Source organism: Kaistia nematophila, from assembly GCF_026343855.1.
Taxonomy (GTDB): domain Bacteria; phylum Pseudomonadota; class Alphaproteobacteria; order Rhizobiales; family Kaistiaceae; genus Kaistia; species Kaistia nematophila.
The window spans coordinates 132,664-145,753 of record NZ_JAPKNK010000002.1; the positions used below are offsets into that span (position 1 = coordinate 132,664).

Annotated in this window: 12 protein-coding genes; 3 read left to right on the forward strand and 9 right to left on the reverse strand. The window is 64.9% G+C overall.

All coding sequences use genetic code 11. From position 1 onward, the window contains the following. Positions 1-7 precede the first annotated feature (7 nt). Positions 8-1,228 (forward strand): glycosyltransferase family 4 protein, encoded by a 1,221-nt coding sequence (locus OSH07_RS24425; protein ID WP_266337497.1) that lies wholly within the window; start codon positions 8-10, stop codon positions 1,226-1,228. Positions 1,229-1,254: 26 nt separating this feature from the next. Here OSH07_RS24425 and OSH07_RS04885 read toward each other — a convergent pair whose 3' ends face one another. The 7 genes from OSH07_RS04885 to OSH07_RS04915 all read right to left on the reverse strand — a co-directional run bounded on the left by OSH07_RS04885 (position 1,255) and on the right by OSH07_RS04915 (position 8,750). After that, positions 1,255-2,481, reverse strand: a complete 1,227-nt coding sequence (locus tag OSH07_RS04885) for a glycosyltransferase (RefSeq protein WP_266337498.1) — start codon at positions 2,479-2,481, stop codon at positions 1,255-1,257. Continuing rightward, positions 2,478-3,746, reverse strand: a complete 1,269-nt coding sequence (locus OSH07_RS04890) for a hypothetical protein (RefSeq protein ID WP_266337499.1) — start codon at positions 3,744-3,746, stop codon at positions 2,478-2,480. Before OSH07_RS04890 ends, OSH07_RS04885 begins: the two co-directional genes overlap by 4 nt. 37 nt (positions 3,747-3,783) lie before the next feature. Next, positions 3,784-4,692: a glycosyltransferase family 2 protein gene (locus tag OSH07_RS04895; protein WP_266337500.1), complete on the reverse strand. Its 909-nt coding sequence runs from the start codon at positions 4,690-4,692 to the stop codon at positions 3,784-3,786. Further along, on the reverse strand, positions 4,689-5,894 hold the full coding sequence (locus OSH07_RS04900; RefSeq protein WP_266337501.1) for a glycosyltransferase family 4 protein: 1,206 nt from the start codon (positions 5,892-5,894) through the stop codon (positions 4,689-4,691). The genes OSH07_RS04895 and OSH07_RS04900 overlap by 4 nt, the downstream gene beginning before the upstream one ends. Before the next feature lie 104 nt (positions 5,895-5,998). Next, a complete protein-coding gene (locus OSH07_RS04905) occupies positions 5,999-6,652 on the reverse strand; it encodes a PIG-L deacetylase family protein (protein ID WP_266337502.1) in 654 nt (217 codons plus the stop codon). After that, positions 6,649-7,461 (reverse strand): glucose-1-phosphate cytidylyltransferase, encoded by an 813-nt coding sequence (locus tag OSH07_RS04910; RefSeq protein ID WP_266337503.1) that lies wholly within the window; start codon positions 7,459-7,461, stop codon positions 6,649-6,651. Before OSH07_RS04910 ends, OSH07_RS04905 begins: the two co-directional genes overlap by 4 nt. Further along, the gene (locus tag OSH07_RS04915; protein ID WP_266337504.1) at positions 7,458-8,750 is read right to left on the reverse strand and encodes a class I SAM-dependent methyltransferase; all 1,293 of its coding nucleotides are present in this window, start codon (positions 8,748-8,750) and stop codon (positions 7,458-7,460) included. Before OSH07_RS04915 ends, OSH07_RS04910 begins: the two co-directional genes overlap by 4 nt. Before the next feature lie 301 nt (positions 8,751-9,051). Here OSH07_RS04915 and OSH07_RS04920 point away from each other — a divergent pair, with 301 nt between their 5' ends. Together OSH07_RS04920 and rfbC are read left to right on the forward strand one after the other, a co-directional pair. Then, on the forward strand, positions 9,052-10,077 hold the full coding sequence (locus OSH07_RS04920; RefSeq protein WP_266337505.1) for a glycosyltransferase family 2 protein: 1,026 nt from the start codon (positions 9,052-9,054) through the stop codon (positions 10,075-10,077). After that, complete coding sequence (rfbC, locus tag OSH07_RS04925; protein ID WP_266337506.1) at positions 10,077-10,613, forward strand: dTDP-4-dehydrorhamnose 3,5-epimerase; 537 nt, start codon at positions 10,077-10,079, stop codon at positions 10,611-10,613. The genes OSH07_RS04920 and rfbC overlap by 1 nt, the downstream gene beginning before the upstream one ends. Before the next feature lie 13 nt (positions 10,614-10,626). Here rfbC and OSH07_RS04930 read toward each other — a convergent pair whose 3' ends face one another. Together OSH07_RS04930 and OSH07_RS04935 are read right to left on the reverse strand one after the other, a co-directional pair. Further along, positions 10,627-11,958 (reverse strand): DUF4910 domain-containing protein, encoded by a 1,332-nt coding sequence (locus OSH07_RS04930; RefSeq protein WP_266338171.1) that lies wholly within the window; start codon positions 11,956-11,958, stop codon positions 10,627-10,629. Beyond that, positions 11,955-13,019: an NAD-dependent epimerase/dehydratase family protein gene (locus OSH07_RS04935; RefSeq protein ID WP_266337507.1), complete on the reverse strand. Its 1,065-nt coding sequence runs from the start codon at positions 13,017-13,019 to the stop codon at positions 11,955-11,957. The genes OSH07_RS04930 and OSH07_RS04935 overlap by 4 nt, the downstream gene beginning before the upstream one ends. Between the last annotated feature and the right edge of the window lie 71 nt (positions 13,020-13,090).

The following is a 13,090-nucleotide window of genomic DNA, read 5'->3' on the forward strand; positions in this document are numbered from 1 at the left end:
ACCGCGCGTGACGGTTGTCCAGGATGGCTCGCGGCTCCACTATGGTTTGCCGCTGGCGCTGGCGCATAGCGGCATTCTCGATACGGTGCATACGGACTGGTTCGTGTGGCCACGCTCCGCCGAGGCCGTGTTCGCCCGGCTGATGCATCGGTTTGGCGGCGTGACCGGCCGCCGGCTGGCGGCCCGGCGCTGCGCCGGGCTCGACGACAGCCGGGTTGTCGCCGCCGGATGGCCGTCGCTCTGGGAGCGACTTCGAGAGAGTCGGGCAGAACTGCCCGAGGCGATCTTTGCACGTCGTTCGCAAGCGATCACCCGCCAGGTGCTCGCGGATGGCTGGCGAAACGCCAATGTCCTGGCCGGCTTCGTCCGCAATGTCGATCCCGCGCTGGCAGAGGCCGCGCGGCGCGATGAACTCGCCGTCGTGCTCGACCAGATGATCGCACCGATCGCGGTCGAGCTCCGCGAGGAAGAGCACCAGGCCGAGCGCTGGCCGGAATGGTGGTGGCCGCAGCGCCGTGACGGCGCCGACATCATGCGGGATGTCGAGATCCGCAGCTGGGCGGCAGCGAGCCACATCACCTGTGCGTCCGACTATGTGAGCAATGGGCTGATCGCGGAAGGCATCGATCGCGACCGGATTTCGGTCATTCCCTATCCGGTCGATGCGGCGGCGCTGCGCTATCACGACCGGCGCGCTCGGCGCGGCCCCATCGTCGTCGGCTTCGTCGGCGCCGTCTCCCTGCGCAAGGGCGCGCCGGCATTTCTCGAAATCGCAAGAGCGTTCGACCCGGAGGTGGTGAGCTTCGTCATGGTCGGCCCCGCTACGGTCGACCCGGCCCTGATCGAGCGCCGGCGCGGACTAGTCGAGATCGTCGGCGCCGTGCCGCGGGCCGAGGTGCGCGACTGGCTCAACCGCTTTGACCTTTTCCTGTTTCCTTCCGCCTGCGAAGGCTCCGCCGGCGCGGTGCTGGAGGCGATGGCGACTGGCCTTGCCGTCGTCACCACGCCGAACAGCGGCACGCCCGTGCGCGACGGCTTGGAGGGCTTTGTGCTCGGCTGTGATGACATCGACGGCATGATCCGTCGGGTCGAGGAACTGGTCCGGGACGATGACCTGCGGTTCCGTATGGGGCAGGCGGCCCGCCGCCGAGTCGAAAGTCTCACGGTCGAGCGCTATGGCAAGGCCTGGCATGACCTGCTGCGGCGCATCCTCGCCAAGACGGTATAGAATCCGCATGGCAGGAGATGCACGACTCAGCCGTCCGTGCGCTCGCGACGGCAGAGCAGCGCGCCGGCGAGCCAGCGTCCATTGCGGTCCGGCACATGGGGCGAGGCAAGGGCAAGATCCACCAGCGCCCGTAGCTCGCGGCCAAAGCGGTCCGGCGACCAGTCCGCGATCAGGACCTGCCCGGCCTGCGCCATCGCGTGCCGATCGCAGCCGTCAAATGCGATCTTGCACATCTGCTCACCCAGTTCGATCGCGTCGAACGGATTGAAACGATAGCCGTTGAAGCCGGGGCGGACGAGGTCTTCGCTGCAACCGCATCGATCCGAGACCAGCACTGGCAGACCGGCCGCCATCGCCTCGTTGACGACCAGCCCCCATTGCTCCGAAGTGCTCGCGAGGATGAAGGCTCCAGCGAGGCCATAGTAGCGGTGGAGTTCCGCATATTGGCGAAATCCCGGCAAATGGACGCTCGTGCCAAGACCTTCGGCTTCGATCGTCGAGCGCAGGCTCGGCGCCAGCGGACCGCCGCCGAGCAGGACGAGATCCCAGGCCGCTGGCCCCGCTCCAGCGCGATAGTGCCGATAGGCTGCGAGCAGGTTGAACAGGTTTTTCTTGGCGACGAAGCGGCAGGAGGCAAGGAAAAAGGGGCGGTTCAGGCCAAGCTCCGCCCTCACGGCTACCGCATCAGCACGTACGTTGGCGGCGCCGCGAGCAAAGTAGTCATTGTCGACAACGTCGAAGCCCTCCCGAATTCGCCTGTCGTCCATGCCGAGCGCCGTGAGATAGCGCCGATGAGGCACGCCGGCGACAAGCCCGGCGCTGAAGAGCCGTATCACCCGCCGCTTGATCGCCTCGCGCCAGGGTTTTCGGATCTCGTCGATCTCGGCGCTGTCGGACATCAGGATGGCGGGGACGCCGGTTCGCGCGCACCAGAGCAGCGCAGCCAGCGCCGCCGGATGCGACCAGCCGGCTATCGCGACGGCATCCGGAGCCGCGCGTTCCAGCGTCGCGGCGATCTTGCCGACGAGCGAGGGGATGCCCTCGCGCTCGATGTCCGGGGAGACGACGACGCGCGGAAAGGGACCGCTCTCTGCGACATCATCCCATTCATAGGTCCGATCGGTGCCGCTGAATTCGACGCCGATGACAGACATATGGCGCGAGGCCGCGCTTAGCCGGCTCATATGGTAGGGGCCGAAGCGATGGAACAGGATAGCGACGCGGGGAAAGCCGGCCGGGCTGGCATCGGTCATGACGGCACCATCGCGACGGGGGCTTGGGCTCCGAAATCGGCAGGCTGCCGGACGCGGGCGAAGGCAAGTGCGGGCAGCAGGAACAGAGCTATGTGCAGGAAGGCCGAAGGCGGCCATTGCGTGTGATGGGTGATCGACAGCATCGCCGGCGCCAGCATCAGCGGATAGACGACCTGCCAGACCGTGCTGCCGGCCATGGCGGCGTCGTAGATGCGCCTCATTGCAAATCCGATCAGGAAAAACTTGAGCGCGCCAAGATAGGCAAAGGAGGCGAAGGCGTCGGAGAGGCCTGTTTCGGTCGAGCCGACGGGCGGCTCGTAGTCGCGGCCGAGTTGGCCGTCCAGGCTGACGGTCAGCCGTTCCTTGATCTCCACTCCGACCAGTTGCGCCGGTACATAGTTGAACACCAGCGTATTCCAGTGAAACAGGCCGAGATCATAGGCATGCGTGTCGCGGACCTGTCCGATACGGAGAACGGCGTTGCGCACCTCCGGTCCACCCTGTTCCAGCACCTCGGCGAAGTTCTCGACAAGGTCGATCTTCAGAAGGTCGGACCATCCGGCCTCGTCCCGCTCGGTGGTGATGGCGCGATAGTCTCCGGCGCTGTGCAGGGCGAGGGCGCCAAACAGCACGAAGCCTGCCGTCAACAGCCGGGGTGGCGTGCGCCGCTTCTGGAACCACCAGGCCAGCACGACGAGGAAGAAGAACTCGACCGCTTCGCTGCGCCGGCCGAGGATCAGGATTCGCTCGGCGTAGAACAGCGTGTCGAATCCGATGATGGCGAGCGCCGCGAGGCTCATCCGGCGCGCGCCGCAGACAAGGGCGATCGCGAAGCCGTAATTGAGCAGCTTGGCGAAGAACAGATAGACGACCGGCATGCCGGTGAAAATCGAGTATTTGATTTCGGGCGGCAGGTGGGAAACCTTGACGTAGAAATAGCCGCCGATGACGGAGAAAACTGCCGCGGCGACCAAAAGTCGTCGCTCCTCGAATTGCCATGGCGGCCGCGCCGCTCGCGGCAGGGTGACGCGCCAGCCGAAGCCGCAGGCACTCACGCAGAGGATGGTAAAAAGGATCGTGCGGACCATGGCGCCGACGGGCAGGAACGGGTCGTCGACCAGGGCTGGAAACTGCGGCGCGATGAAGCCGAGAAAGGTCGCCCCGGCCAGGAACGGGTATTGATAGACGCCCTCTGGACGACGCAGCCCGGATACGACCAGCGCGACCGATATGGCGACCAGGATCCAGATCAGTGGCATGCCCATGGGCTCGCCTCCCGGACCAGAAAGCGTCTGCCGGCGTTCACAGCGGAAGTCCCCGTTCGCGGCGCCGGATCTCGATCATCTTGGTGACGATCATGGTCTCGTAGGTCATGAGCAGGCCGCAATAGACGAAGCCGGCCCGGCCATCGAGGAAGCCGCCGCGCAGGACATACATGTACAGGAAGCGCAGCAGCGGCCGGCACGGCAGCCGGAAGGAGAGCGTCTTCAGCGCTCTTCGCCGCGCGGCACCGCTTCCGATCAAGGCGGCCAGCCAATCGACGCGCTCCGTCTCGAGGCTTCGGAGCGACTCGCGCGCTTCGTGCCATGAGTAGCGATTGTGCTTGTCGAGCCAGGCGTTCAAACCCTTGTTGAAGGTGTAGTGCAACAAGTGGCCGTCGAGCTTTCCTTCCGGTCCGTCCGCGACGGTTCGAAGATTGATCTCGCGCTCGAAGCGGACGCGGTGCGGCTCGACCAGGCGAACGAACCAGGTCGGATAAAGGCCGCTCCACCGCAGCCAGCGGCCCATGAACATGGTCCGGGAACGGACGTGAAAGGCGACCTCGGTACGGTTCGGCGCGCGCGCGACGGCGAGGATCTCGTCGCGGAGCGCGGGCGGCGTGATCTCGTCGGCGTCGGGCAGATAGACAAGGGGGTGCTTGTAGGCGATTTCCCGCAAGCCATGGCTTCGCTGCGCCGGCTCGCTGTCGAAATGGCGCTGATAGACACGCGCGCCGAACGATTTCGCGATCTCGACGGTCCGGTCCTGGCTGAACGAGTCGAGCACGACGATGTCGTCGCTCCAGCCGACCGAGGCGAGGCAAGCGGCGAGGTTGACCTCCTCATTCAGCGTCAGGATGAGCACCGAGACGTTGTCGTTCGCCGGTCCAGCCGCGCCTGCAGGCTGGACAGGGGACGCCGTTGCTGGGTCTATGGATGTCTGCCGGTTCATGCCGCGCGCTCCCGGATCCCTCGCAGCCAGTTCTTGATCGGCGTCGGCAGATGCGAGCGCAGCCCGCCGCGCAGGCCACGCGGCATCCGCCATTTATCGAGCGCGAGCGGCGCCGCGATGCTGGGCGGCTCGCGGTCGAGGCAAGCGAGCAGCGCTTCATAGTCACGCGCCATTCGATCGATGCTGAAGCGCGCCCGCATCGCGCTCGGCCCGTCGCGCGACATGACTTGCCAGAGCACGGGATCCCCGCGGAGCCGCCGGATCGCCTCTGCTGCCGCCGCGATGTCTCCGACCGGGAAGAGCAGGCCAGTGACGCCATCTTCGACGACCGTGTCGGTCACGCCGCCAATGCGCGAGGCGACGGGCACGCAGCCTGCTGCCATGGCTTCGGCAAGCGTGATCATGAAGCCTTCGAACCGGGACGGGGCGATGAGAACGTCGTGGCTCGCCATCAGCGCCGGCACATCCGTGGGCGAGACCCGGCCCAGAAAGCGGATGCGTTGGCCGAGCGATGTCGAAGCGCGGCGAAGTCGTTCGAGATCCGGGCCGTCGCCGGCGACGGTGAGGCTGACGTCGTCTGGCAGGCGGGCGAGGATTTCCGGCAGCCACAGCACGCCCTTGGCCTGATCCTCGACCCGGCCAAGCGAAAGCAGATTCAGCGGCTGGCTCGCGGCGCGACGTCGCGCCGGCGCAGGCGGCGGAAGTTCGACGGCGTTGTGGATCCTGTGGATGGCGCTGGGGCGAAAGCCATGCCTCTCCATGAGATCATCGCGGATCCGGTCGGAGACGCAGACCGTTGCATGGACATGGTCGCGGATGGCTACGGCCGCAGAATAGGTGGCCGGCGTGATGTTGTGCACGATCATGAGGCGCAATATCGAGCGCGGCAGGTAGCGCGCGAGATTGGTCTGCACGCGATCTGCATGGACATTGACCACGACGCCGTCGAAGCCTTCGCGTACCAGGTGCGAAATCATCGCCTCGGCCTGAACCGGCTCGTCGTCATTCAGCGAGCCGGCTGCGTGCCCCGTCGACCATTCCGACCGCCAGTCGGGATCTTGCAGGACTGCGTGCGCATCCGGTCCGATCCCGAGCCATTCGACGGCAATGCCGGATCCCGAGGCGGCAAGGCCGTCTCGCAGGTGTCGGAAGACGGTGAAGGTGCCGCCAAGATGCGGATAGCCGAAAAAGGCGAGCTTCATCGGTTCCTCCTCGCTGGGTTCTGAACTCCCAAGGGAAATCTGCCGCCGCCGGGCGGCGGGATCGATTGCTGCGTTCGGGCAGGTGCGGCACCCATCCGGTCAGTTCATGCGAGGCAGGCCTTGCGCAGCACGAACGCCTCCGCATAACGGCCGGGGGATCGGCACTCCATGCCGCGCAGGCGCGCCAGGCCGCGAAACGTCTCGGCGTCGAACCAGTCCTTCGGACGCTGCGTGGCGAAATGCGACAGCAGCAACTCGATCTTTCGCGCCAGGATATCCTCGCCGAACGGCGCGTAGAGATTGGGACGGCCGAGATCGCCATCCCATTTCGGGATCTCGTATTCGAGGATCGTGTGGTCGCGAAACGTGTTCCAGGTCAAACGCGAGACGGCGCGGTGGTCCTGGTGCGCGTCGTCGCGGCGATGTGTCAGGATCACGTCCGGAACGGGGCCGGCCTTGAGGTCCTCCATCCAGCGTTTCAGCGTTGCTTCCTGCTGGGGAAAGAAGCCGTCCTCGAACCGGGCGAGTTTCACGTCCTTCAGGCAGGCCTCGGCCAGCAGGGCACGAGCGGATTGTTCCGCCTCGGCAGCCCTAGCGCCGGCAGCGCTGAGCACGCACCACAGCACCTCGAGCCGAACGCCACATTTGAGCCATTGCATCAGCAGCCCGCCGGCGCCGATCTCGATATCGTCGGCATGGGCGCCGAGGCAAAGCACGGAGAGCGTTTCCCCGGGACGCGCAAACGGCAGCGGCTTCATGATCTGGCCAGCGTCACGGGCGAGGGGCCCGCATGGGCGCCGGCGAGCCGCCAGGGCATAGTGCCGGCCTCGACCAGATCCTCCAGCACCTGCCGGTCCTTGAGCGTATCCATCGCGCGCCAGAACCCTTCATGCTTGTAGGCCATCAGCGCATTCGCCTCGATCAGCCGGGCGAAGGGCTCCTGGACCAGTTCCTCGCCCGACCGGATGAAGTCGAAGATCTCCGGCCGGAACAGGAAGAAGCCGCCATTGATCCAGAGATCCGAGCGATCCGCGGTGCGGAAGCCCTTCATCGTTCCATCCGGCGTGATATCCGCGAAGTGGAAGCTGAGATGCGGGCGAACGGCCAGGAAGCAGGCAAGCTTGCCGCTGGAGCGGAACGTTCGGATCATCTCGTCGAGATCGACGTCGCTGAGCCCGTCGCTATAGTTGGCGAGGAAGATCTCCTCGTCGCGGACATGCTCTCGTACCGCCAGCAGCCGTTCGCCGATATTGCGCCAGATGCCGGTGTCGATCAGCGCGATGCGCCAGTCCTGTTCCGGCTCGCCCAAAAGCTCGACCTTCGTGCCATAGGCGGAGACGACGCAATCGGCATAGGCCTGTGGACGGTAGTTCAGGAAGAAGTCCTTGATGACATTGGCCTTGTAGCCGGTGCAGAGGATGAAATCGCTGTGTCCATATTGGCTGTAGTAGTCCATCAGGTGCCAGAGGATCGGCTGGTTGCCGATCGGGATCATCGGCTTCGGGATGCTCTCCGGATATTCGCGGATCCGTGTGCCCAACCCGCCGCAGAACAGGACGACCTTCATGGCATGCACTCCTCTGCATGGATGATGCGCGGCGTCGGGATCGGCACGATGAAGCGGCCGCCCCAACTGGCGATGTGCCGCATCTGGGCCCTGATCTCCGTCTGTAGGTTCCAGGGCAGGAGCAGCAGATAGTCAGGCCGGGCGATGTCGATCGCTGCAACAGGCAGGATCGGTATGTGCATGCCCGGTGTGAAGCGGCCGTGTTTGTGCGGGTTGCGGTCGACGGTGAAATCCAGGAAGTCCGGCCCGATGCCGCAATAGTTGAGCAGCGTGTTGCCCTTGCCGGGGGCGCCATAGCCACAGATGGTTTTGCCGGCGTTGCGCAGCTCGATCAGCAGGGCGAGCAGGTCGCGCTTGGTCCGCTTCACGCGCCCGGCGAAGGCGCTATAGGTAGCCATGTCGTCAAGCCCCGCCTGATGTTCGTCGGCGAGGAGACACGCGACCGAGGGCTCCTGCGGCCAGCGCGACTCTGCCCGGGCGAGATAGACCCGCAGCGAACCGCCATGCGTCGGCAGTGTCTCGACGTCGATGATCTTCAGGTCGTGGCGCGCGGCCAGATTCCGAATGGCGAGAAACGAAAAATACGAGAAGTGCTCGTGATAGATCGTGTCGAACTGCACCTCCGCCATCAGGCGCTGGAGATGCGGAAACTCGAGCGTTACGACGCCCTCCGGCTTCAGGAGGATACGCAGGCCGGCGACGAAATCGTGCAGGTCCGGCACCTGTGCCAGGACGTTGTTGCCGATGATCAGGTCGGCCGCCCGGCCCTCGTTCACCAGCCGATGGGCGAGGGCGGAACCGAAGAACTCGATTCGGGTTTCGATCCCCCTGCGAATGGCTGCCTCGGCGACGTTCGCGGCCGGTTCGATCCCAAGTACGGGAACGCCCAGCGGCTTGAAGTGCTGGAGCAGGTAGCCGTCATTGCTGGCGACTTCGATGACCGAACTCTGCGCGTCGAGCCCCAGGCGCCGGGTGATCGCCGCGCAATAGCGCTCGGCATGGGCGACCCAGCTCTGCGAATAGGAAGAGAAATAGGCGTAGTCGCTGAAGATCTCCGTCGGCCGGACATATTCCGGAACCTGGACCAGAAAGCACTTCGCACAGACGAGGGGACGAAGCGGGAAATAGGGCTCCATGCCATCGCACTCGTCTGCGGACAAAAAGCTCTCGCAAAGCGGCGACATGCCGAGGTCGACGAAGACGTCCCGAAGATCGGAGCCGCAGAGGCGGCAGCGATGACCACGCGCCTCAAGCTCATGCGTGGCGGATACATCGAATCGCGCCGTCATCGTTCTGATCTCCCCTGGATGCGCTTGCGCTCACACCCGCCTTGAACTGAATCGCAGCAGGAAGAGCGTGACCGGAGAGCTCGGAGAACAGAAGATGAACGGAAGTGACAGGCGCCCCTGTCCTTTCGGATGAGGCCCGGCGGGACAAAAGCGAACCTATCGTTCAATCGGGCAGGGCGCTTGGGTGCTTCTACCCTGAAGTCGGACGGCCTCCGCCGTTTGCGCTGGTTTCGTTCTTCTGCCGCGTGCGGATCAATGGTTCGGGAACGTTCGGTTCTATCGGACAGGTGAACGGCCGCACATGACCAGCATCGATGTCGCCATCCCCAACTACCAATATGGCCGCTTCCTGCGCGATTGCGTGGAGAGCGTTCTTGGGCAGGGCGCTCCCCAGCTGCGCGTGCTCATCATCGACAATGCATCCACGGACAACAGCGCAGAAGTGGCGCAGCAACTGGCGTCCGAAGATGAGCGCGTCCGTTTCGTGCGTCACCGCTCCAATCTCGGTCATCAGGCCTCCTTCAACGAGGCGATCGACTGGGCGGAGGCCGAAAGCTTCCTTCTCCTTTGCGCGGATGACATGCTCGCTCCGGGGGCGCTGATGCGCTGCCTGCCGGTTCTTGAGCAAAACCCGGAGGTTCATCTCGCCTTCGGCCGTTCTGCTGCCCTGCGGCCGGCGGGATCGCCTCGCCCTGAAGATCCTGCGCCCGGCCGCTGGTCCCTGTTTCCGGCCCGCAAGCTGCTCGAGCGCTTCTGCCGCACCGGAGCGTGCTGCATCTGCAGTTGCGCCGCTGTCGTGCGAACCGCGAGCATGAAGCGCGTCGGCCACTACCGCCCCACGCTGCAGCATACGGATGATTTCGAATTCTGGATGCGGGTAGCTGCGCTGGAAGGCTCCATTGCCGAAACGCGGTCGACATTGGCGCTATTGCGGGTTCACGGCAACGCCCGGTCTGCGACAATCCGAGCCGACCGCAGCCGCGACATCCTCAATTGCCAGGCTGCATTCGCATCCTTCTTCGCCAATGAAGGCGCAGATCTGCCGGATAGCGCGCGGTTGCGACGCTGGGCGGCGAGGGCGCTGGTTGGCCGGTCCTATTGGTCTGGGCTCAGCCATGCCTGCCGTGGCGAACACGCCAACGCCATCCGTCTTCTGCGATACGCAGTGCGTCGATCGTGGGAAACGGCGTTATTGCCTCCGTTCGATCACCTGTTGCGCATGGAGCAACCGGTTGGCCGTATCGCCGCTGTGCTCGACGAAGCCTGGGGTGGCCCGCGGCCCGAGTCGGAACCGGAAGATCGAATCCGGCAGATGGGAAAGCTCTGATGCGCTTCCTGCCGACGCTGCTTGGCGATGCATACCGGATCGAATCCGACCCGATCGAGGACGAAAGGGGGCGGTTCGAACGAAGCTTCTGCGTCCGGGAATTCGAGGCAGCGGGACTTCATGCGAGCTTTGCCCAGCACAGCCAGTCGTGGTCGGCATCAAAGGGGACGTTGCGCGGCATGCACTTCCAGAATGCGCCGCATGGAGAGATCAAGCTGGTGCGATGCCTGCGCGGCCGGATCTGGGACGTCATCGTCGATCTCCGCGAGACGTCGTCGACCTTTGGACGCTGGCAGGCATTTGAGCTTTCGTCCGACAACCGCGATCAGCTCTATGTGCCGGAAGGGTTTGCTCATGGCTTCCAGACGCTCTGCGACGATGTCGAGGTCGGCTACATGATCTCCACGCCCTACGAGCCGAAAGCCGCTAGCGGCTGTCGGCACGACGATCCGGCATTCGGCATTTCTTGGCCGTTGCCGGTCGCGGCGATCTCGGCCAGGGACAAAGGCTGGCCGGACTATCGTTTCCCAGTCTGATCGCTATCGGGATCTACGGTTCCAGCAGGCCATGCGCTTGCAGGCGACGCGCGACCGACAGCAGTTCAGCGAACGGCATGTCCGCGCGCTCGGCAATATCGAGCAGGGTGTGATTTCCGTCCGCTAGGTTGAGGGTCCACAACATCGCCATGTTGGCGGATTGCATTGCCGGGGCGCCATCGCCGCCGACATAGAGCCCATGCCGGCCGAGTTGCCTTTCACCCTTCAGCAGGGTTCCGACCGGCGTGAAATTGTTCTCGATCACGCAGAGGATGGCCTGGATCATCGAATAGGACGAGGCGAGATGCTCCGGCTGCACGAAATCCAGATTGTCGGCCGAGGTGTGATATTCGGGGAAGGTCCCGAACAGGCTGCGCTGAAACAACCCTACCGGCAGGTTGAAGCCGGGCGAGCAAAACTGGCGCTCGTCATAGCCGTAGGGGCTGAAATCAAGGATTGCCGATCCGGGCGAGGCATGACGGAGGACGTGGCCGGCGGCCCGATCGACGAAGGCGCTGCCGCGCCGGCTTTTCTTGTAGGTCGGCCCGCCGCCATCGCCGACGCATGAGACGACGAGACCGTGCCGGATGCGCTTGGTGTTCGCTTCGTTGCGAGCAAGCCAGGCGAGCGCCCCGATCGTGCCCGGTGCAAAGATGAATCGGTAGCTGTAGCGCGTCCGTTGGCCGGCCAGATGCCTCGCCAGCAAGGTCAGCAGGGCCAGGCCGGAGCAATTGTCGTTGGCGAGCGAGGGATGGCAGATATGGGACGAAAGCAGCACCTCCTCGTCGCTCGCACCGACATGCAGGTATTCGCCATAGGAGAGGCTGCCGTCTTCCAGGCTTGAATCGATCACCGCCTCATAGTCCCCATCCGGTAGCGCCATGAGCTGACGATGCGCCATGCAGAACCCCCAGCTCTCGGCATAGGCCGACTTGCGATAGGGGATTCGGTCCGGCTGGTCGGGGAGGGTGAATATGTGGTCGCGCAGTTCTCTCAGCGGCATGCGCGCATGGATCGGCGCGCTGTGATTCAGGACGTGAAGATTGCATGCCCTGAAGTCGAGCACTTTATCGCCGGACGCGTTGCGGATGAAGGCGTCGCGGACGGTCCATTCGCGAGGGATGGTCCAGTCATAGACCTCCGTGCCGGACGGCACCTCTCGAATGACGAGGTCGATCTCCTGCTTTAGCCGGCGCAGCGTCTCTCGGACGCCTTCGCCAGCTACGGATCGGCAGAAGGGGAAGATGTCCTTCACCAGCTGGTAGATCTTGTCGCCAATGTCGGCTTCGCGCGACGGGGCGCACGGGGCGCTGCCGGCCCCGCCTTCGACGACGGCCGACTTCATGTCACCTGCACCAGCATAGATGGTCGCGCAGGCTCGCGGCGACGCAGGCTGGCGTCGAGCTGTCCTGTCGCCATCAGCTTCCCGATCTGACCGATGCGCTGATAACGTGGCCCGAGGAAGGCTTCCGTGGTGAGCGCGGCGGCACGATAGGCGGCATAGAGCTGTTCGATGCCCTTGGGCGCGTCCCATCGCGGCCGGTATCCTGGCAGCAGCCTGCCGATCTTCTCGAAGGAGACGCGATAGGATCGGGGATCGGGTCCTGCCTCCGGCGCCACGTTCCACTCGCAGCCGGGTACGATCTCGGCGACGATCCGCGCGATGTCGCGGATGCGATAGTTTTCTTCGGTCTGCCCCACATTGAAGGCCTGATTGTGGACGACGTCCTCCGGCGCGGCGAGCCCGGCGAGGAAGGCGCGGCCGATGTCCTCGACATGCACTATGGGCCGCCAGGGGGTGCCGTCCGATTGCAGGTGGATCTCGCCCCGTGTCGCGGCGCCGGCCACGAGATTGTTGAGTACGATGTCGAGCCGGAGGCGCGGCGAGAGGCCATAGGCGGTCGCGGGGCGGAAATAGACGGGGCAGAACGTCTCGTCGGCCAGTCGCGCGATGTCCCGCTCCGCCATGACCTTGGATTTTCCATAGGCGGTGACGGGGCGAAGTTCCGATGTTTCGCTGACCATGTCATCCCCGGCCTGTCCGTAGTTGCTGCAGGATGAGGCGAACAGGAAACGCCGGACACCCGCCGATTTCGCGAGCTCCGCCAGCCGCACGCTGGCGCGGTGGTTGACGTCATAGGTGACGTCCGGATCGAGCTCGCCGAGCGGATCGTTGGACAGGGCCGCGAGGTGGATCACGGCGTCGAAGCCGACCAGCGCCTCGCGCTGGATATCGCGGACATCTCCTTGCGTCGCGACGATGTCGGCGAGCGGGCCACCGGCCGGGAAGGTGCACTCGGCGTAAAGGTCGCTGTCGCAGCCGACCACGGTATGGCCAGCGCGAAGCAGCATGGGAGTCATGACCGAGCCGATATAGCCGCGATGGCCTGTGACCAGAACCTTCATGCCGTGCCCTCCCTGATGCCTGGCCGCGCCTGCGTTGGCGGGCGGTTCGCCGCCGTTCCAATGGCCCGATC

What these genes read in the sequence shown, in the direction of transcription:
- OSH07_RS04885 (WP_266337498.1), bottom strand. Translation starts at nt 2,481, where the DNA reads ATGACCGATGCCAGCCCGGCCGGCTTTCCCCGCGTCGCTATCCTGTTC.
- OSH07_RS04890 (WP_266337499.1), bottom strand. Translation starts at nt 3,746, where the DNA reads ATGGGCATGCCACTGATCTGGATCCTGGTCGCCATATCGGTCGCGCTG.
- OSH07_RS04895 (WP_266337500.1), bottom strand. Translation starts at nt 4,692, where the DNA reads ATGAACCGGCAGACATCCATAGACCCAGCAACGGCGTCCCCTGTCCAG.
- OSH07_RS04900 (WP_266337501.1), bottom strand. Translation starts at nt 5,894, where the DNA reads ATGAAGCTCGCCTTTTTCGGCTATCCGCATCTTGGCGGCACCTTCACC.
- OSH07_RS04905 (WP_266337502.1), bottom strand. Translation starts at nt 6,652, where the DNA reads ATGAAGCCGCTGCCGTTTGCGCGTCCCGGGGAAACGCTCTCCGTGCTT.
- OSH07_RS04910 (WP_266337503.1), bottom strand. Translation starts at nt 7,461, where the DNA reads ATGAAGGTCGTCCTGTTCTGCGGCGGGTTGGGCACACGGATCCGCGAA.
- OSH07_RS04915 (WP_266337504.1), bottom strand. Translation starts at nt 8,750, where the DNA reads ATGACGGCGCGATTCGATGTATCCGCCACGCATGAGCTTGAGGCGCGT.
- OSH07_RS04920 (WP_266337505.1), top strand. Translation starts at nt 9,052, where the DNA reads ATGACCAGCATCGATGTCGCCATCCCCAACTACCAATATGGCCGCTTC.
- rfbC (WP_266337506.1), top strand. Translation starts at nt 10,077, where the DNA reads ATGCGCTTCCTGCCGACGCTGCTTGGCGATGCATACCGGATCGAATCC.
- OSH07_RS04930 (WP_266338171.1), bottom strand. Translation starts at nt 11,958, where the DNA reads ATGAAGTCGGCCGTCGTCGAAGGCGGGGCCGGCAGCGCCCCGTGCGCC.
- OSH07_RS04935 (WP_266337507.1), bottom strand. Translation starts at nt 13,019, where the DNA reads ATGAAGGTTCTGGTCACAGGCCATCGCGGCTATATCGGCTCGGTCATG.